Annotated in this window: 17 protein-coding genes and 1 pseudogene; 10 read left to right on the top strand and 8 right to left on the bottom strand. The window is 40.7% G+C overall.

What is annotated here, in order from left to right; genetic code table 11:
• Positions 1 to 18: 18 nt before the first annotated feature.
• Entirely contained in the window at positions 19 to 492 is a 474-nt protein-coding gene (locus L4D12_RS09840; RefSeq protein WP_428447655.1) for a cell division inhibitor SulA, read from the bottom strand.
• Between the two features lie 628 nt (positions 493 to 1,120).
• Here L4D12_RS09840 and L4D12_RS09835 point away from each other — a divergent pair.
• From L4D12_RS09835 to L4D12_RS09805, 7 genes are all read left to right on the top strand, one after another.
• A complete protein-coding gene (locus L4D12_RS09835) occupies positions 1,121 to 1,438 on the top strand; it encodes a hypothetical protein (protein WP_428447654.1) in 318 nt (105 codons plus the stop codon).
• 110 nt (positions 1,439 to 1,548) lie between these two features.
• Positions 1,549 to 2,061 carry a hypothetical protein gene (locus L4D12_RS09830; RefSeq protein WP_428447653.1) on the top strand — a complete coding sequence of 171 codons (513 nt, stop codon included), beginning with the start codon at positions 1,549 to 1,551 and terminating at the stop codon, positions 2,059 to 2,061.
• A gap of 323 nt (positions 2,062 to 2,384) precedes the next feature.
• Positions 2,385 to 3,059: a hypothetical protein gene (locus L4D12_RS09825; RefSeq protein ID WP_428447652.1), complete on the top strand. Its 675-nt coding sequence runs from the start codon at positions 2,385 to 2,387 to the stop codon at positions 3,057 to 3,059.
• A 9-nt stretch (positions 3,060 to 3,068) separates the two neighbouring features.
• Positions 3,069 to 3,380 carry a ParE family toxin-like protein gene (locus L4D12_RS09820; protein ID WP_428447651.1) on the top strand — a complete coding sequence of 104 codons (312 nt, stop codon included), beginning with the start codon at positions 3,069 to 3,071 and terminating at the stop codon, positions 3,378 to 3,380.
• Between the two features lie 12 nt (positions 3,381 to 3,392).
• Positions 3,393 to 3,536 carry a hypothetical protein gene (locus tag L4D12_RS09815; RefSeq protein WP_428447650.1) on the top strand — a complete coding sequence of 48 codons (144 nt, stop codon included), beginning with the start codon at positions 3,393 to 3,395 and terminating at the stop codon, positions 3,534 to 3,536.
• Position 3,537: 1 nt separating this feature from the next.
• Entirely contained in the window at positions 3,538 to 3,678 is a 141-nt protein-coding gene (locus tag L4D12_RS09810; protein ID WP_014231391.1) for a hypothetical protein, read from the top strand.
• A gap of 298 nt (positions 3,679 to 3,976) precedes the next feature.
• The gene (locus L4D12_RS09805) at positions 3,977 to 4,321 is read left to right on the top strand and encodes a hypothetical protein (protein ID WP_428447649.1); all 345 of its coding nucleotides are present in this window, start codon (positions 3,977 to 3,979) and stop codon (positions 4,319 to 4,321) included.
• Between the two features lie 806 nt (positions 4,322 to 5,127).
• On the opposite strand, the gene L4D12_RS09800 is transcribed toward L4D12_RS09805, so the two are convergent.
• Complete coding sequence (locus L4D12_RS09800; protein WP_428447648.1) at positions 5,128 to 6,480, bottom strand: hypothetical protein; 1,353 nt, start codon at positions 6,478 to 6,480, stop codon at positions 5,128 to 5,130.
• A gap of 1,346 nt (positions 6,481 to 7,826) precedes the next feature.
• Between L4D12_RS09800 and L4D12_RS09795 the strand changes: the two genes are divergently transcribed.
• Positions 7,827 to 8,591, top strand: coding sequence for a tetratricopeptide repeat protein (locus L4D12_RS09795; RefSeq protein ID WP_428447647.1), 765 nt, complete (start codon positions 7,827 to 7,829; stop codon positions 8,589 to 8,591).
• A 900-nt stretch (positions 8,592 to 9,491) separates the two neighbouring features.
• Here L4D12_RS09795 and L4D12_RS09790 read toward each other — a convergent pair.
• Complete coding sequence (locus L4D12_RS09790; RefSeq protein WP_428447646.1) at positions 9,492 to 9,686, bottom strand: hypothetical protein; 195 nt, start codon at positions 9,684 to 9,686, stop codon at positions 9,492 to 9,494.
• Positions 9,687 to 9,762: 76 nt separating this feature from the next.
• Between L4D12_RS09790 and L4D12_RS09785 the strand changes: the two are divergent.
• Positions 9,763 to 9,843: pseudogene (locus L4D12_RS09785) on the top strand (IS6 family transposase); the annotation flags it as partial.
• A 28-nt stretch (positions 9,844 to 9,871) separates the two neighbouring features.
• On the opposite strand, the gene L4D12_RS09780 reads toward L4D12_RS09785, so the two are convergent.
• Positions 9,872 to 10,258 carry a hypothetical protein gene (locus L4D12_RS09780; protein ID WP_428447645.1) on the bottom strand — a complete coding sequence of 129 codons (387 nt, stop codon included), beginning with the start codon at positions 10,256 to 10,258 and terminating at the stop codon, positions 9,872 to 9,874.
• 417 nt (positions 10,259 to 10,675) lie between these two features.
• On the opposite strand from L4D12_RS09780, the gene gdhA reads away from it, so the two are divergent.
• The gene (gdhA, locus tag L4D12_RS09775) at positions 10,676 to 12,022 is read left to right on the top strand and encodes an NADP-specific glutamate dehydrogenase (RefSeq protein WP_428447644.1); all 1,347 of its coding nucleotides are present in this window, start codon (positions 10,676 to 10,678) and stop codon (positions 12,020 to 12,022) included.
• A 189-nt stretch (positions 12,023 to 12,211) separates the two neighbouring features.
• Here gdhA and L4D12_RS09770 read toward each other — a convergent pair whose 3' ends face one another.
• The 4 genes from L4D12_RS09770 to dcuC form a co-directional block, all read right to left on the bottom strand.
• Positions 12,212 to 14,131, bottom strand: a complete 1,920-nt coding sequence (locus L4D12_RS09770; protein WP_428447643.1) for a DUF3857 domain-containing protein — start codon at positions 14,129 to 14,131, stop codon at positions 12,212 to 12,214.
• The gene (locus L4D12_RS09765; RefSeq protein WP_428447642.1) at positions 14,128 to 15,252 is read right to left on the bottom strand and encodes a hypothetical protein; all 1,125 of its coding nucleotides are present in this window, start codon (positions 15,250 to 15,252) and stop codon (positions 14,128 to 14,130) included. Before L4D12_RS09765 ends, L4D12_RS09770 begins: the two co-directional genes overlap by 4 nt.
• A gap of 209 nt (positions 15,253 to 15,461) precedes the next feature.
• Positions 15,462 to 16,673 (bottom strand): M20 family metallo-hydrolase, encoded by a 1,212-nt coding sequence (locus tag L4D12_RS09760; protein WP_428447641.1) that lies wholly within the window; start codon positions 16,671 to 16,673, stop codon positions 15,462 to 15,464.
• A gap of 70 nt (positions 16,674 to 16,743) precedes the next feature.
• On the bottom strand, positions 16,744 to 17,994 hold the full coding sequence (gene dcuC, locus L4D12_RS09755; protein ID WP_428447640.1) for a C4-dicarboxylate transporter DcuC: 1,251 nt from the start codon (positions 17,992 to 17,994) through the stop codon (positions 16,744 to 16,746).
• Between the last annotated feature and the right edge of the window lie 71 nt (positions 17,995 to 18,065).

Below are 18,065 nucleotides of genomic sequence, written 5' to 3'. Positions count from 1 at the left end.
GACTTAAAACGGCAGAAATCAGTGAACGGTGACGTTGCTTTTACTGTGACGATTAATTACAAAAGAATAGCTTGCACCAAAATCCGAGGCATCACGCAATGTATCACTGGCAAAGTTTTCGATATCACCTACAGCGACAACAGCACTACAATTTCCACTGCGTAATGCCTTCTCCATTAGCTGCTGATCAGTCAGCCCTTTCTTATTCGTGATAACTAAGATCTTATTAATATCGATACCCGCACTTGTTAATAGATTTTTATCAATCAATGCTTCCTGACCGATAAACATGATCCAGCGGTTTTGCAGGCTTGCTTGTTTCAGAATACGTAGAAAATAGGCTAGTTGGGTTTGCATTTGCTCTGAAAAGCACACTTCAATAGGACACTTAACGGCATGAGGAGAGGTTGGTGCTGCAGTCTGAGTCGAAAAAGTCGCTTTATAAGCTTGTGATGCCGAAACCGAAATTAGCTGATCAAAATATGCAGTCATTGTCCATCATCCTCAGTAGTGTTTATATGTACATGCTGTACATCTATACAGTATTTATTTTTAGATGCTGATGCAAGTGTTTTCTAACTTAAAAAATCATCAATAAGCAGTGAATTAAGGTGTTACTTATATTTGTGTAACTATAAGATTATGTTTTAATTGATTAAATTAAACGTACTCAAAATGAGCCCACCTGATTTTTAAAGCAGTAGAGTGTGGAGTGGCTCAAAAGTTTGCTGTAGAAATGTACGCTATACAGGTAAAATCACTGTATGGATGACGCTTTATACAGTGGTTTATACAGTGCCGATAGAAGGAAGCGATGGTGTGTCAGTTCCAGTCTTATTTGAGATTTTGTCCAGCTAAATGAGATTCTTGTTTTTGGCTTATCTTGTTGTTTATGTGGTTAATTTGTGAATGGTAGATATTTTGGGGGAAATGCGTTGTCCAACTTTGCGCTTCACACACCCAAAAAAAGAGAGCTTTGAAGTGTGAACTAGTTCACGCTAGCAATGGTGAGTGGCAGGCTTTGTTTGTATAGCCTCGACGAGGCTACATTGTTTTGGTGTGCAGAGGATGTCTGATACTGAATGGACAATAACTATATCTAACGGGAGGGTAGTAAGCTGTGTTTTCTGGTACGGTTCTGCGCACCTTCGAGTTAGCCAATTCTCTGCTGACTCGTTTGTGCCCCCAAAACGAGTTGCAATCGATTATTAAAAATTTCAACGAAGCATTATTTGGCTTAATTAAAGTAATGTCACCATTGTCGAAACGTAGTCAGATAATTCCTCCAACTGAATATCCAATTTCAACCAGCCTCTACAGTGTGGTCTTGCCTGAAAACGGTCAGAACATTCTGAAAGTAAAAGAAAAGCCGTTACATTTATCGGATGAGCTTGTTAAACTGGTGGAATATCAAATTTACTTCTTTCTCTCTGAATAATGGATAGATCAAACGTAGAACGGCAACAGCAAGTAGGAATCAGTGAGCCTGAAAAATCGGTAGGCTCTCTCCATCTGTTATTTGAATTGGATTGGGCAGTAGGGAGAGTAGTGGCAACACTACTCAACGTATGTTTGTTCATAACTCTAGTGGGAATGGCTCTGATATCCTTATGGTTGGAGCTTATCAATATTTTCGAATACCAAGAGGGCCTGTCCGACATATCAACTATCGAGGCTGTGTTCGCCGTCTTAGCTCTAGTTCTTTTAAGGCGATATATCTTCTACACACGTCAAACTAGTGAGCGTTGGTGGAATATTCTATCCATGCCTTTAATCTGGTATGGAAGATTTGTACTATTCGTCTGGTTGGCCGCCAGTGTTGTAGCTTTTTCTGATTTGCTAGAGGGGACTGAATATCTAAACTGGGCAATGCTTCATGGTGATAACTATAGCCAGATGTATGCGTTTGCTTGTATTCTTTTAAGCCTATACATAGCAGTGCCCAGCAAGAAGAAAAGGACAAAGGTTATTGATTCTCAAGCTCTAAATGGGGATGACAGTAGCGACAAGATCAATGCTACTTCGCAGGAGCAATCCCCAAAAACAACATCGGATATCTAGAATGCTACGTAAGAATACCTTTATCATTGCTCTTAGTCTTTTGCTAGTACCAGCAATCACTTCAGCTAAATCTCTTTCATTGACAGATAGTTGTGCTGAGTTAATTAACATATACGCGTCCAAAAATGAAAAGCATCTATTAGCTGCCCAAACTACTTCGTTATCCGAAAGCTTAAGGGCAGGTTACTGTTTGGGTGTGATAGAGCAGTACGCAAAAAGTGAGTATCACTGTCGATCTGATTGGTTTAAGCGAGCGGAATTTATTGCGAAATACGCTCTTGAGGAAAACCCACCATCTGAAAAAAAGTTGTTAAGGTTGTCTTGTGAAATATGATGGATTGTCACCTCCTGACGCGATAAGAACGTTGTTTTCTGTTGAACTGTCTGAGTACAAATCATTTAAAGATCTTGTTTACCCACTTGTACGAAGTAAAGGTTTCCTTATCGTCAACAAAGAACAGATGGGGATTGGTTCAGAGAAAAACCATTTGCTCATAGCACGTGAAAGCCTAAATAAGTTTCACAATGCAGTGCTGCTACAAGGTTTTTTTGCCGATAGCAAACGTGTTAAGGCTATCTTTACCGATAGTGGTAAGCGGATGGAGGCTGCCGAATTTTTAAACGTTATTTTGGCTGGTCGACAATCCATTATTGGTGTAGGTATCCAATCTGAAGCGCTGGAGCAGTTTATTAATATAATGAAATCGAGTATTTCGTTGTCGGAAAATCGCCTACCAAATCCATTCTATGAACTCCCACAATTATCAATTGGTAATATCACCAGTGTTATGCAAGCTCTACTAGCTCAAAGTGCTGTATTTAGTGATGGCGAAACCATGATGCTATATTACTTAAATGGCGATCTTGAAAAGGCTTATGAAGCAGCATCTTCACTTCAAACTGAACATCCTGTTCTATCCAAGTATCAGTCACTGATAACCCAGCAATACCTCGAAGCGAACGAGTTCGATAATTTATTGGACGATTTATTTAATTAGCTGTTGCGAGTGCAGTGCACTCAATCATTCTGTTCTCAGTTCATCAAGGAGAGCAAGAATGACATATTCCAATCTCATATTCCACTGTGCCAGATTAAGCGTGCTTTCGAAATTGAAAGTTCACTTAAATCGGGGGTTTCTTATCTTAGTCTAGGAGGGAAGAAGATTCGCAGTTCCCCGACCTTTATTAGGTTCAGATTAGGAAGAGGACTTCGATTTGTTTGGCAGGATAAGTCTGATGGACTGCACCCTAAAGCGATAACAACTAGGCAAGGATTTGAGCGAACTATCAAGCAAATTCATAAGTCTAGTTTTAATTAAGGAAATCAGAATATGGATAAAAAAATAACACCTGCTGACAATGCGTCAAATACCTCAAACGCAAATAAAGGCACTAAGGGAACCAACCGTCAATACGATCAGAATCAAGGTAATCGCGGTAAGCAGATAAACCCTAATCAGCAAGGGAAGAAATAATATGCCAGATCCAAGTGAAATGTCTCAAGATGAGCTTGATATCTGGTCAGATATCAATAACCCAAATAACGATGCTGATATGGATGATTGGGCAGATGCTCATAACCCAAATAATGATGATTACTTGGGCGATGATGAATAAGTAGCAAGCGGCCATAGTCAGTTTGACTGTGGCCGAATTTACTCATTTGCATGGAGGAATTTTCCATAATTGAACTAATTTATCTTTTGTAAATTTAGCAAAGTTGCTAACACGCTCCTGTCCACCGCCGAGTTAGCCAACTCTCCGCTTACTTGTTTATGCCCCTTTCTAGCTTAGAGTAAATGCTTATTCATAGTTTGTTCATCTTTTGTTTGCCTTACTTATAGGGCTTATAATTGGTTAGGTGGTATAGTTTTTTCTATTTACCAGAGTGTTATGTGTAAAAGGAGTTAGGCTATTGAACTATGAAGTTCCAGAGGAAGAGGAATTTTTTATAAGAGGCTTCGGCTACTCTCAAGAGTATGACCATGATGAAGGGCTGTTTTCATTTATCAAAAGTTATGGTCACGATGAATACTTAGTTTTCACGCACTCTCCAATGGGTCAGGGTAGCGTAACGGTGAAGCTAGTAGTTAAAGGTGAGGACGTTTTCCGCGTTTATAAAGAGCGAATTTCACAAATATCATTTCAAACGTGGTCAGGACAAAAAGTAATTCGTGTTTACTTTTCTGAGCCTAGCGATTCAAGAGACTTCCTTGTTTATTACGAGCCGAGACCAAGGTTAGTGTGCGTAAAAATGTAAGAAAAATGTGAACAAACCACTTAATCAGACCAAAAACGATAGCGTTTTTAGTTCATTCCGCCTTGGTGTTTATAGCGCGTAACTTGAGCGCGGTAGTGGTATTTTAGGCTGCTTAGCAAAGCATTACCGTTACCTATACATTCTTTAATCTGAACCTTACCCGTTAAATCAAAAGCACTAACAAACTTCTGTCCAAAAGTGTGTTTAAAAAGGTCACCGAAGTGACTTCTTACATTGTATGTCCGTCATTAGTGCACCAATAGGTGTGGCTCAAGCAAAGATAAGGGCCATGATGTCGTTGCTCGATAGTTCTTATTAATTGAATAGCTGATGTCATTTGGGAGGTCAATGACAGCATCAAAACAGGGAAATTCGTTTGCTAAAATCAGTATTATTTACTGTGTTAATCTTACTCATACCCTATCCGGTTATGCCTAGTGACCGGGTAGCTGCGATAATCGCCAACTTAGAGATGTCACATTCTTGTATGGTTAGCCCCCGTTACTAACCGTATTCAGAGCTATGTGTCATGCTGCTTGCTATGAGTCCAAAAGAATTAAATTACTTTGATGCCATTCGCAATGTTTGTGAAAAACGATTAACCCAAATCGATGTATCAAGATTGCTCAACTTAACGCGAAGGCACATTCAATGGTTAGCCAATCAATACCGACACAGCGGTGCATCAGGCCTGGTTTTATTGCGGCGATTGAACAACGCCACGAGAAAAAGAACCCCGCTAAAAAGCGAGGTTCGTTAACAATCAGAGTACGTATTCGACATACATTTCTTTGTGCAATTCTAAATCATCCGTAGTGCCCGCAAGCCACATAGTAAGGCAGAGTAGAACGTTCCGAATAACTTTCTCCGGTATTAATATCTGTCGCCAAGTTAGGGAAATACGCCCCTATTTTACTTGAAGCAGTCCAGAATAGACCAAACGGATAGCCATCCATTGGCCAGCCTGAATCTGTAAAGTCACTGTGCTCAAATTGACTGGCTTCAGGTAATCGTCGGCCAATACTGCTACATAAATCGTCGGCCGTCGTGATGATCTTATCGTATGGGTTCTCACTTGTGTCTTCATCATCCTGATATTTATACACTAGAGATGGATAGTAGCCCTGTTTTTCTTGTAAATACCTGGACGAGTACAATGGAGCTAACGTAAATTGGAAATAGTCCAGCTCTGCCGATGTTATTGGCCTATTGATATAAGAGGTATAAGTACGGAATTCATGTTTAATTTCAAAAACTGGCGCAATACGTCGAGTGCTATCACCACGTTTAAACAGTTCTCCGCCCACAAGATGCTGTTTTTTATCTTCTTCAAGGAATACTGGAAACAGAGTGTCCATCCCTTGCCTTGACGAAGAGATAGAATCCATATCCCCCACGACACGACAGACTGTTCCCCAACGCCGCGTACGGTCGTTCACACAGAAGATTAAGAAATTATGTACATAATCTTTGGCGGTATGAGAGGCCTCCTGTAACTGATAAGTAAGCCCTTCATTTATACCCGGCGCGAGGCTGCCGGGGCCGTCGTTATCAATATTAAACTCATCCGAATAAAATAAGTACCAGCTTGTTTCCGACTGCTCAGAAAAACCGGCTAGCTGCGCATTCACCTCGCCTTTGTAATTGAGCAATCCGGTGAAACTGATCTGTGGCAACTGCTGCTCCTCACTACAATTGCTCTGTTCTCCCGCAACGCTACACAGACGTAGAAGATGTCCTTCATTCTCGTTGGTAATCGTATAAGAGCAGGTAGGCTCTGTCGGTGTCACCGTACACTGGCTAACACCACGCTGATCAATTTGCCACTCTAACCTAACTTGATAGTCAGGCTGCGTCACTAGATTGCCAGAGACTATTTGCCCTCTCATGGGGGCCGGTCCTGCCAGATCCAAGATAAAAGTTGGCTCAGGTAGCACGACTTCCTTGTTCTGCTGCGGAGTTGGCTGTACGGCAGGTGTAATGGGTGCTTCTGCAAATTGAACCTCATTATTAGTTTCAGGTTGCAGAACCGGTTGAGTAGGAGAAGCTACCTCCGTTGCTGGGGATTTAGTATTATCCGAAGAGTCACTACCAGACCCGCCACCACACGCAAATAACATGGTCGAAGTAAGTACAACAAATAAATGTTTCATTTTCATAATGTATTCAATAATAAAAAAGAAAAAGCCACGAAGGCAATAAATTTCAGGTGTACGATTTCGCCATAGGAAATAAAAACTATGGTCTGATTAGTCAAAACCGGCAGAAAAGAGTCCCAAAAGGTAGCTTATAAAATGGTTAACAATGGCTCTCTCAGATAGCGTGAAACGGCTAAACGTGCCGTTTATATCGCTTATGCTGGTTCTGTTTTACAGTAAACACGTAACGCCTCAGTGAATAATATAGCGTTCACGTTATACATTCAAACGATAATAGGAAGGAGGGTAGACTTCCGAGAGGGTCTCATGAGGAAAAATCGGGGCAGGCAAGCTGACCTCAACGTTACCTATAATCGCCAAAACAGGACCGAGGTCGTGGTCGATTTGCGCTCCGCGCACAATAAATAATGTCTTTGGTTGGAGCCAATAACAAGCGGCTTAAATTCTGGCGAATGTCAGCGGGATAACTGAAGCAATCCTACCGCGAAGCCTGTGTTCACAATATTATTAAAATTCATAGCTAAATACTTCGGTAAAAGAAAAGAAGAAAGCTGCCATATCTAAGCTAATCAATTTCTGCCCGCATCAACAAATTTGCTAACACACGCCTACCCAAAGGTGTGTCAGAGCCGATTTAGGCAAACTGTAGTGGATGGATATCTCCAATATGTATGCGCAAATATGGTTAAAACTTTCGATTGCCTCAATGTTTTTGAACCTGAGCAGGTTTTATGGATCACCACCTTGCCAGTAGAATCTTCGGTGTGGATACTGAATTTCAGTATTTGTTGACGGATCTAAATCAATGTCATTGATAGAGTGTGACTTGGTGTCCGTTAAATGATTGGGTTTTGATGCATTACCAAGTGTGGGATCATCTGATGAAGAGAGTCGATGCGATTCGTTTTTTGCTTGGGGGATAAATGTCGACGAAGAATTGGCCTGAGATATCATATTTTCACGAGGGGACAGCGTGGGCGCGACACGTTAAAGAACAACTTAAATTCGTAGATCAAAAGTACGGTCGTATACTTTATCTTGAGTTAAGGCTGGAAGGCCTATTAGATCACAAGATCACAGCCAAACCACTCAATCTAAAATCATTAACAAAGCATCATATTTGCCGGAGAAAAACTGTAAATATCTGTAAATTGTTGTGAACTCATTAGCTAAAATCATTTTGCGCCAAATTATTGACATTGTTGTTTTTTGAGTAATAATCACAGGCGCATTGAAATATAGGCATCCGTGCCTTGATAAATATGTGTTTTTTAGATGTTAATTTTTAATTAACAACAGAATAAAACATGATTCTGAGTGAACTATATTTAATGTAGAAACTAAAAATGAAATTTAATAAAATATTTTCCATTATTATATTAATTATTGGTTTGTATAGTAGCAACTCACTTGCTGAGTGTACAGGAAGGTTACTAGGGTATAAACCTTGTAATGAGCTATTCAATTCAACGCAACCAAAAAAACTTTTTGAAGAGCTTTTAAATCAATCAAAACTAGGGAATGAAGCTGCAAATTTCAAATTAGGAATGATGTATGAGTCTGGTATTTTTGTTAATAAAGATATAAATAAAGCAAATTATTACTATCTAAAAGCAGCTAATTGTAATGTTGTACTAGCCCAATATCTTGTTGGGCTTAGTTATCTCAATGGATATGGATTTAAAAAAGATCTTGATTCTGCTTTATATTGGTTTATTAGATCTGCTAACTATGGTTACGCAAAGTCAATGTATAATGCATCAAAAATAATAAAGGAAAGTGCAGATACTAGTAAATACCATTTAGTGATTGATTACCTAGAAGGTGCTTCGTTAAAAGGGAATTTAAAGTCGCTATCATTATTGTCACGAATTTATTTTGATGGTGTTATTGTTAAGCAAGACATAAATAAAGCACTTCATTATTTAAATTTATCAGCAGAAAATGGTGATGTGGCATCAATGGCAGTTCTGGCTGTATTTTATATTGAAGGGAAATTTGTAGATAAAAACCCTCGCTTGGGCTGGAAACTTATGGAAAAAGCAGCAAGCACAGGCAATAAGTATGCTATTAATTACATTGAGCTAAATGGAGATGGTAATGATAAGTGATAATATAATTAAAATAAAAACATATATGATAATATTAATACAAGAATTGCCCTTGTTGATGCTTTAATATTTATAGAAGCGAGGACACACCATGAGCTTGTTAACTAAAACAGGATTTATAGTAAACTTTGGCAACAATAAAATTTTTCGGTTGAATTATATTCAATATTAATTGTTTAACCTTATTTGATTACCACCGAACCTCAGCTAGTGATTAAAGATAAAGTAGGACTCAGTCATATAATGAGTCATATAATGTGGAAAGTGATTTTGTTTATTGTAGTGACAGACCGGAAAAATTAGGCTTATAAGAGCTTGAGATACGCAGCTTCAGGCTTGCTTAATACGTTCGTTAAAGAAGTCACGAATGTGTGGCTAAAACAACTTCGAAGACGAAGCCAAAGACACGCAATGACATGGCAAAAGTTTCGACGCTTGGTTGATTATTGGATCCCAAAAGTTCAAATTACACATCCTTACCCAGAGAAGCGTTTTGACGTTCGACCCAAGGTAGGAGCCGTATGCGTTAGTAGCGCACATACGGATCTGTGTGAGGGATAGCGGGTAACCGCTATCCCTACCTTATAAACCACCAGTAATATAGGTGGTTACTTTGTTATAAAATACTATTTGTTGTCTTTATGAATTTTCATTGTACATATAGTAAAGTAATAGTAAATGGATATTATTAAACTCAATAACTCGACCATCCAAGATTTGCCTAAAATTATTACTGTTTTGTAAAAGCTCCCATCCTGGAAAATGATTAAATAGAAGCTACCTACGAAACCATAGACAGCTAAAGATAGTAATACACTAAAATATCCTTTTGCAAACATACGTATAATAAGTCTAAGCATGTATGCAATTATTATTGACAACAGTAAATATAATGAAATATCAATTTCCATTTTCTACTTCCTCATATGTTTCTGATGCTGTAATACCAATCCCCATTACTTCTTTACCTAAACCATATTTTGTTAATGTTTTATAAGCTCTGATGTTATCAGTATCAATATTATTATACAATTTGATACTTGCAGGGTTAATCACATGTTTTGCTAGCCCGTTTAAAGCTATTCCTATATCCATAGTTTTATAGGGTTTGTAGCAAAAAATTCAATCTAGCTCCAAGATTTCACTCACTTCCCTCTAATCTAGCGATGCGATGATCAATCCTGAATTTAAATGGAAACACTTTGCGCCTGAAGTCATCCTTTGGTGTCTCCGTTGGTATGGTTCAACACCGATAAAAGTATCAGCGAATAAACAGAGTATTATTCAATCATTTCAAAGTGGAACTTGTATTCTCGTACACCGTCTATTTGAATACCTTTTTCTCTTAACTCAAGATACTGCTGAATCTTAACCGTTCTGAAATCCATAGCCTTCAGCGCAAGGATTATGCGTAGTTCATCCATTGAACGTGATTTAGCGTCAGAACTACAAGAACCGCAGACAACATGCGCCTTTTCCTTAAAAGCAATCTTATTAAGCCAGTTCAGCTCTTTTGGGGCTTTATGCTTGCCACAAAAGTAGCAGCGATTCTCTTGCTTCAATGCAGCCTGTTCCCTTAACGCTTTCGGGCTGGGTGATTCGATTGTTGGTGCAGTGTTGATCTTCTTACGACCACTGAACATGGATAACTGAACGACATTAGACATTTGGGTTGCTCTTACTCATTAAGGTATACCGCATATAACTAACATTATTGTCATATGCCTTTATATCCTATTTCTTGTGCATCCAATGAGTCAAATTATCATTTACTCACAGTATGGGATAAAGGGCTGTTGGTGACAATCCTTTGCGTTCAGATGACGCATCGTGATGAATAGGGTATCGATGTGTACTAACTGTCATTTTTATAGATATGTAAATCGACATTCATACAATACTCCCATATTAAAATAAACAAAACAAAATATTATATTTACGAATTGCGAGGGGTGATAAAAAGTCATTCATATCCTTTAGGGGCTAGATCACGCCCCTGATATAAAAGCTGCTGGAATAATAATACCAATCCAAACACAACATCATCCACAGGGTAGTTTAATTTACTTTTACAGGAGTTCGTGATGAAAGAAATGGTGCTTAAAGATGCCTTTTTAGCGCGTGTCGCCAGCAATAACCCTAACCAGCCAGAGTACCTTCAGGCTGTGACTGAGGTGATTACATCTATCTGGCCTTTTGTTGAAAAAAATCCAAAGTATATTGAAGCGGGTATTCTCGAACGCCTGGTAGAACCGGAAAGATTAATCCAGTTTCGCGTCAGTTGGGTTGACGACCAAGGTAAGGTTAACGTTAACCGTGCGTTCCGTGTTCAGCACAATTCCGCTATTGGTCCTTATAAAGGTGGCATGCGTTTCCACCCATCAGTTAATTCTTCTGTGCTTAAGTTTTTGGCCTTTGAGCAGACCTTTAAAAATGCGCTGACCACTCTTCCTATGGGGGGCGGTAAGGGCGGTAGCGATTTCGAACCTAAAGGTAAAAGTGACAATGAAATTATGCGCTTCTGCCAAGCCATGATGTTGGAATTACATCGTCATCTGGGTGCCGACACTGATGTTCCAGCTGGGGATATTGGCGTTGGTGCACGTGAAGTCGGCTTTATGACGGGCATGATGAAAAAGCTTTCCAATAGTGCAGAGTGTGTCTTCACGGGTAAAGGTTTGTCATTTGGTGGCAGCTTGATCCGCCCTGAAGCAACAGGCTATGGGTTGCTCTATTTCGTTGAAGCCATGCTTAAGGAGAAAGGACAAACACTGGCTGGTAAGCGTGTGGGGGTGTCGGGCTCAGGCAATGTTGCACAATATGCTATCGAAAAAGCGATGCAAATGGGTGGCAGGGTGATCACGGCTTCTGATTCGAGCGGTACCGTTTACGATCCAGATGGGTTTACCCAGGAAAAACTGGCTCGACTGATGGAAATCAAGAATGTTCAACGTGGACGAGTCGCTGATTACGCACATGAGATGGGGCTTGCCTACAGCAAAGAGGGTAAACCTTGGCAGTACGAGATGGATGTCGCCCTGCCATGTGCAACCCAAAATGAGTTGGATGGCCATGACGCTGAAATGTTAGCCGGGAACGGTGTTCAGCTTGTTGCTGAAGGTGCAAACATGCCAAGTACTGCCGAGGCCGTGGCTGTCTTTAATAACGTCGGTATTGTTTATGCGCCAGGTAAAGCCACCAATGCGGGTGGTGTTGCTACATCGGGTCTGGAAATGAGCCAGAATGCGCTGCGCCTTGGATGGAGCAGAGAAGAAGTAGACCAGCGTCTTCAGGATATTATGCGTCGTATCCATGATACATGTGTCGAATATGGTCGAGATGAGTCAGGTAACGTGAACTATGAACTGGGCGCAAATATTGCCGGTTTTGTGAAGGTTGCTGACGCGATGCTGGCTCAGGGTGTTTGCTAAACACTGAGTTTATATCAGGCCGCTTTACGCGTTTTCTGATCAGCGTTGGGTTTGTTGATTGATCCTTTATAACCGGAAAAATCGGAAATCAGTGATTGGTTTCCGATTTTTCCGGTGCATTATTCTATTTAGACAAGCGATAACAACGAGTTTCTTAACATTGAGGTCTCAGTTTGTTTTCTTGAGCCTCTATAACTTATTCGTTGGCTTAGTTAGTTTCCCGGTAAAACGAATTAACGATTCACGCTTAAGCAAATCAAGAAAAGCATTAAAAGATCCAATCTGGCTTTGTTTGACCGTTTGCTGCGGGATAACAAGCTGAGTGATAATGTTAAGCTTTCCTTGTTTGGTGAGTATTACCTCTCTTTTCATTGACCCGAAAGTATGTTCAAAATTTAGATTGGGGGATAGTGTTGTGATATCCCAAATGCCATGGGTATCATACTCAAACTCAGAGCGGATATTGAGTCCCGGAAATAGCTCATCGTAATATTTATTCTGTAAACGCATTATTTCAAATTCATTCTTGATCCAAGCGTCATTTTCTTCGTAAATCAAATCGATAGCAGTATCAAGAAACGGACTGACATCAGCTTGGGAAGTGATGGTCAAATCTGGATTCATTTCAGACAGTTCAACGATATTAAAAAGGGGATCAGCATACGTTGATACCTCTTCATGATACTGATTAGTTAGCCATTCATCACGCTCTTCTGGCGTTTTGTTAAGTAGTAAGCTGCGCATAGACGATGCATATTCACCGAAATATGTGCGTTCCTGACCTTCTTTTTGTCCACCCTCTTTTGTGAATGAAATAGCCGTGTTGATGTACATTTTCCAACGGAATTGATTACTCTCAATAGTAGAGGGTAACTGATTCTTTTTTAACGTCAGTGAGACATTATTTTGGATCCAGGCTGGGATATATTGCCAATAGGTATCCTGATCAGTCGCATCTAAACATCTGTCCATTCCATCGTGATTAAAGCAGATCACAACGTGATTAAAATAGTTGATTGTCGGGATGATTAATTGATCAGGTAAGCTTCGATTGGTTGCCACTAAAACGGGATAAGAATGAATACCAATGCGGCGTAGTAATTCATAAAGTAGCATTGATTTGTCTTTACAATCACCATATCGATTTTTAATGACTGAAGCGATGGTGTGAGGTGTAATGGTATGACCTAATTCAGACATTGAAATATAGCGAATGTTTCTGGCGACAAATTGGTGAATAGCGCTGATTTGCTCATCAATATTACTACTACCCGCAATAATGCTGTTAAGTAATTCATCAATCCCGGTTGTATCGGACAGTGCATGATTCATTGCATCACTCGATGTATCAATCACTTGTTGCCAGTTTTGCGATTCACTGATAGCAATTTGACCGATATGATCGCGCCAGTATATATTGTTGTCGTTTTTGAATGCTGTTATGTTCGAGCCAGAACAGTGCAACTTATTGTCTGTTTTTTTACATGTAACATCAGTGCTATTTGATGACCAATACACCTGCTTTGATGCTGGCCAGCTAATGTTCAAATCATACTGTAATGAAGGGTATCCATGCTGGGTGAAGAAAATTTGTGACCAGTCGGCTTCTTGCTGTGACAGATCTCGAACAATTTCATATTCAATGACTGACAGGCTTCCCGCTGTGAGTCCGGGAAGGGTAAGTACCACTTCTTTACTGTCACTAAAGCTACGGTAGTTATCGGTATCCAATATTTGTAATGAAGAGGGGTCTATTGATTTAACATCCCCAGTATTACTGACTGAGGCAACTGACAAAAGAGTCAGTTTTTCCATGCCGTCTGTGAGATAAATTGAATGGTCGCCATGGTTTTCGACATCACGAGAGGTTGGATAAAACCACAAGGTTTTCACATGTTCAATAACGTGGTTTCCAACCAAGCTGACATCGTTTGAGTTCAGTATTTGAGTGACTTCATTGGGTAGAGATTCTTGTTGGCTGTAAGCGTGTGCCATATCAAATAGCTTGCCTGACTCAGTCAGCTTCCACTGAATTGTTTCCGTTGCTAGCGCACTTCTTATCGGTATGAGTGCGGAAAGTATATAGAGGAAAATTGAAACAGTTTTCATAGCGGTTGAAATTCCTTCGCCATTTGTTTGAATTCAGCAGCGCGTCCAGGATAGCTGTATTTGGGGGCGTTTAGATTGCCATATAATTCATAGAGATTGTCACCATTCTTAAAAACGGTCACAGTGTTTAATTGTGGGTCACCGACATGTTGACCTTCGCAAATCACGTACGCAATGACATTGAGTTGTGATTGAGCAAGGCTTCTTTCCTCACGGCATTGGCTGCGGGAGAATGATGATTGAATATGATCTATTCTGCTATCTACGATATCGTTTAACGTGACCGCATCGTTGAATTTAAAGACGATAAAATAAGAACCATCGACTGCACCTGCGAATTCATTTTCAGCACTGCCGTCTGTGAATGTTCCTATTTCGACATTGCGCCAACCGTCACCATGAATGGCTAACTGGTATTCACCTTGTTTTGAATAGGTAGTTTGATCAGGAAGGGGGCTGATTTCCTCTACCATATAAGGTGTTATTGATAAATAGAGGAGCATGATAAGTGCAATCGGTAAAAGTGGGATAACAATTAACCATTCCCAAATTGCATATCCTGACGTCTTACCTTTGAAATTCACATTAACTAAATTGTTTTTAATACTATTTATACGCTGAGAGAATATACAAAACACGCAAGACCAGAGTAGTAGACCAACTAATGTTAACCATGGTGGTAGTGCATATTTAGAATTTATCCAGAGGCATATGCTTAGTGTGAATACAGCTGTCGCCCAGAGTCTGAAATAATAACGTGGATATTGAACGTTGTTATCTTTCTCAATTTGCACGAGAATTTTGTTAAGTGCAGGCAATACAAACGGTTGAAAAATAACAGCATTAGGTACAAATATCCAGAGCCACGGTTTTAATGGTTGTTTTGATAACAGCTTTACCTCTTTAATGCGAGCGACGAACCAGAAACCAGTATAAATGCCGAATGTTGAAAAATGTAAGAAGAATTCCCACCACGGCGATCGTGGCGCCCGTAAGGTAATTGATTCGTTTAGAGGATTTTCCGCACCATTATTCGATATCGAGGTTAGTTGTAATTCTGTAGGATCTGTCTCGGGATCAGGGCGCGTATTCTCAGCTACAGATAGGATACTTTTCGTCATTATGGTTAAAGTTCAAAATTATTATAATGATATGATAAGTTATTCACATTATGAAGAGTATGATCCTGAACAGTGTCTGTGAACTTAGTCTAATATTGCGAATGCCACGTAATGGTTCAAATGCATTTTCAGAAAAAACCGAGTCAGCTTTTTTGCTGACTCGACTTTTCATAAGGGTTATTCATTTATTGCTTGGTGATAGAGCCTATTTAACTTGCCATTTTCTCCATCGCGTTAGCTAAAATATTTCCAGCCAGAAGAATATCCTCAAATTCGCTGTACTCGTCAGGGTGATGAGAGATCCCGCCTTTTGAGGGGATGAACATCATTGCGCTGGGAATAAGCGTCGACATGTACATTGCGTCATGGCCAGCTCCGCTGTTCATCTCATAGTAGGGGACATTTTCATCTTGTGCTGCGTTGACCAATATCTGACATACTGAGTTGTCTAGGCTGACAGGGAGATCATTACACAGCTCGACAACATCAAATGTGACATGGTGTATTTGGCTGGTTTCTTCTATGGAGTAGTACATGTGTTTCACTACTGCATCCACACTGTCTTTATTGATGCCACGGATATCAACAGTAAATTCAACCTCACCCGGTACAACGTTCATGGAGTTAGGGGAGACATCAAGTTTGCCAACAGTGCCAACCGTACCTTCACTTTTTCGGATATAGGCTTCATGGTGTATGTCATTAATAATTCGAGCTGCAGCACACAGGGCGTCAGAGCGTAAATCCATCGGTGTTGCGCCAGAATGATCTGCATGACCTTTCACAGTGATGCGAAAACGGGTAGGGGCGGCAATCGCAGAGACTATTCCCACATGCTGCCCGTAATTTTCGAGGATATTGCCTTGTTCTATGTGCACTTCCACAAAAGATTTGTAGCACTCATGATTTAGCTTGATGTTTTCAATATCGCTAGGTGTTGTGCCAGACGCATCAAAGAAGTTTATGCCATCTGAATCCGTGTTTTCGAGCCATTTTTTGAGATCGGCATGACCGGTGAGCGCCTTACTGGCCATACAGGCAAAACCAAAACGTGAAGATTCTTCAGCGCGGAAAATAATGAGTTGTACGGTGTGTTTTAATTTACGCGTTTTGAGTTTTTCCAGTGCATAAAGCCCAGCGACGACACCAACGGTACCATCGTATTTACCGCCGCAATGGACAGTATCGAGATGAGATCCTGTGGCAATGATTTTTGCGTTGGGATCGGTTGAAGGAATGTTTGCGAAAATATTACCCATCGCATCGGTATGGACGTCATACCCTTTCTCTACCAGTAAGTTAAAGAGGTAATCATGAGACGCGTTATCCGCATCGGAATACGCAAGGCGATACATGCCATTTTCAGTTTCGCCATAAGTACCAATGTGATTAAAAATAGTGAGTAATTCTGTTGAGTCCATACCGTTCCCCTAGCGATAAAAGCCCTCAATAAATAAAGGGCTTTGAATTGATATCGTTTATATAAATTGGCTACAGCATAATAAATACCGTTACGGCTAATGCAGCAAGCATACCGGGCCATTGCCGTTTGGCTGCTTCAAGCGGGCTTACACCTGCAATAGCGGCTGCTACGATAGTTGCGCCCGCAACAGGAGACATGGCGCGACCAAAGCACCCCGCCAGTACTGTGGCTGAGCCCATGTCAGGGATGCCCAGACCAAAGTCAGCGGCGTTAGGCGTGATAGCTTCATTAAAGGCAAATGCTGCCGCGTCACCAGAACCAGTGAGTATGGCAAGGGCTGATGTTCCTGCAGGGCCTAATAGTTTGGCTAAATCAGGATAGCCCGTTAAGAAGCCCAGCCCAGCATCGACGAGTCCTGTTGCTTTTAAACCAAACACGAAGACGGCAGCTGCAATGATGATCCCAAAGACGTTTGCAAATGCTTCTCCCATGCCAGAGAAAAATGACTTGGTAACTTCTGCTGGGTTGGCACGTGTGACGGCGAAGGTATAAACCACACCCAATAACATGGCTTGTGGAACACCCATCTTAATTTCAGGAATGATGGTGGCACCAAGCAGCAGTATGACGATCGGTACAATCGGTGCTAAGGCCCACAGCAAATTGACTTTTACCTCTTCAATGTCAGTTGCTTCACCTTCAATGACATAACCCGTGTGTTCTTTTTTCACAACAGCAATGATGGTGAGGACAACAGCACCGAGTAGCATCGCGATAACGGTGGGCAGTTGGTGATTAAGAATTACATCCATTGGCGTGATACCCGCCATATCACCGATAAATGGGTTATGCGCCATACCCGGATTGAGCATCGAACCAAACGTTCCGCCAATAACAGCAGCGGCAGCAACGGCTGGCGAGACACCAGCACGTATCATTACCGGGATAATTGCGGCACCCGCTGCCGCTGCAGAACCAGCGGCGCTGGGAAGGGCGATGTTAATCCCGAATGTAATGATAGTCCCTGCGGGGATAATAAGCAGTTTAACTCGGTCTATTTTCGATGAGAGTAAACGAACCAAGTGTAAATCACATTTGGTATATTTCATTACAAACGCAAAGCCCATAACAGAGCAGATGGATTGAATTAAACTGCCAGATGTCATTCGGGTTGAAAAAGCATCAAAGCCACCTAATGGGTCAAATGCAATGAGTCCCATGAGTAAACCCGAAGTAATAAGAACTAAACGTGTTTCGTAGCCTTTTACCATGGCAAATACGGTTAGGCATACGACAGCGAGAGCTAATATTTCAGTCATGCTAATCACCATTTATATTAATAAACTGTACGGTTATTTTTATTGGTTTTTTAGTCTGGATTTAATATGAA

The organism is Photobacterium nomapromontoriensis, assembly GCF_050336815.1.
Classification (GTDB): Bacteria; Pseudomonadota; Gammaproteobacteria; order Enterobacterales; family Vibrionaceae; genus Photobacterium; species Photobacterium nomapromontoriensis.
This window is presented reverse-complemented; position numbering and strand designations above follow the sequence as displayed.

Bases quoted from the DNA above. Each gene is read 5' to 3' on its own strand.
- L4D12_RS09840 (WP_428447655.1), bottom strand. From the start codon at position 492: ATGACTGCATATTTTGATCAGCTAATTTCGGTTTCGGCATCACAAGCT.
- L4D12_RS09815 (WP_428447650.1), top strand. From the start codon at position 3,393: ATGGATAAAAAAATAACACCTGCTGACAATGCGTCAAATACCTCAAAC.
- L4D12_RS09810 (WP_014231391.1), top strand. From the start codon at position 3,538: ATGCCAGATCCAAGTGAAATGTCTCAAGATGAGCTTGATATCTGGTCA.
- L4D12_RS09800 (WP_428447648.1), bottom strand. From the start codon at position 6,480: ATGAAAATGAAACATTTATTTGTTGTACTTACTTCGACCATGTTATTT.
- L4D12_RS09795 (WP_428447647.1), top strand. From the start codon at position 7,827: ATGAAATTTAATAAAATATTTTCCATTATTATATTAATTATTGGTTTG.
- L4D12_RS09790 (WP_428447646.1), bottom strand. From the start codon at position 9,686: ATGGATATAGGAATAGCTTTAAACGGGCTAGCAAAACATGTGATTAAC.
- L4D12_RS09780 (WP_428447645.1), bottom strand. From the start codon at position 10,258: ATGTCTAATGTCGTTCAGTTATCCATGTTCAGTGGTCGTAAGAAGATC.
- gdhA (WP_428447644.1), top strand. From the start codon at position 10,676: ATGAAAGAAATGGTGCTTAAAGATGCCTTTTTAGCGCGTGTCGCCAGC.
- L4D12_RS09770 (WP_428447643.1), bottom strand. From the start codon at position 14,131: ATGAAAACTGTTTCAATTTTCCTCTATATACTTTCCGCACTCATACCG.
- L4D12_RS09765 (WP_428447642.1), bottom strand. From the start codon at position 15,252: ATGACGAAAAGTATCCTATCTGTAGCTGAGAATACGCGCCCTGATCCC.
- L4D12_RS09760 (WP_428447641.1), bottom strand. From the start codon at position 16,673: ATGGACTCAACAGAATTACTCACTATTTTTAATCACATTGGTACTTAT.
- dcuC (WP_428447640.1), bottom strand. From the start codon at position 17,994: ATGACTGAAATATTAGCTCTCGCTGTCGTATGCCTAACCGTATTTGCC.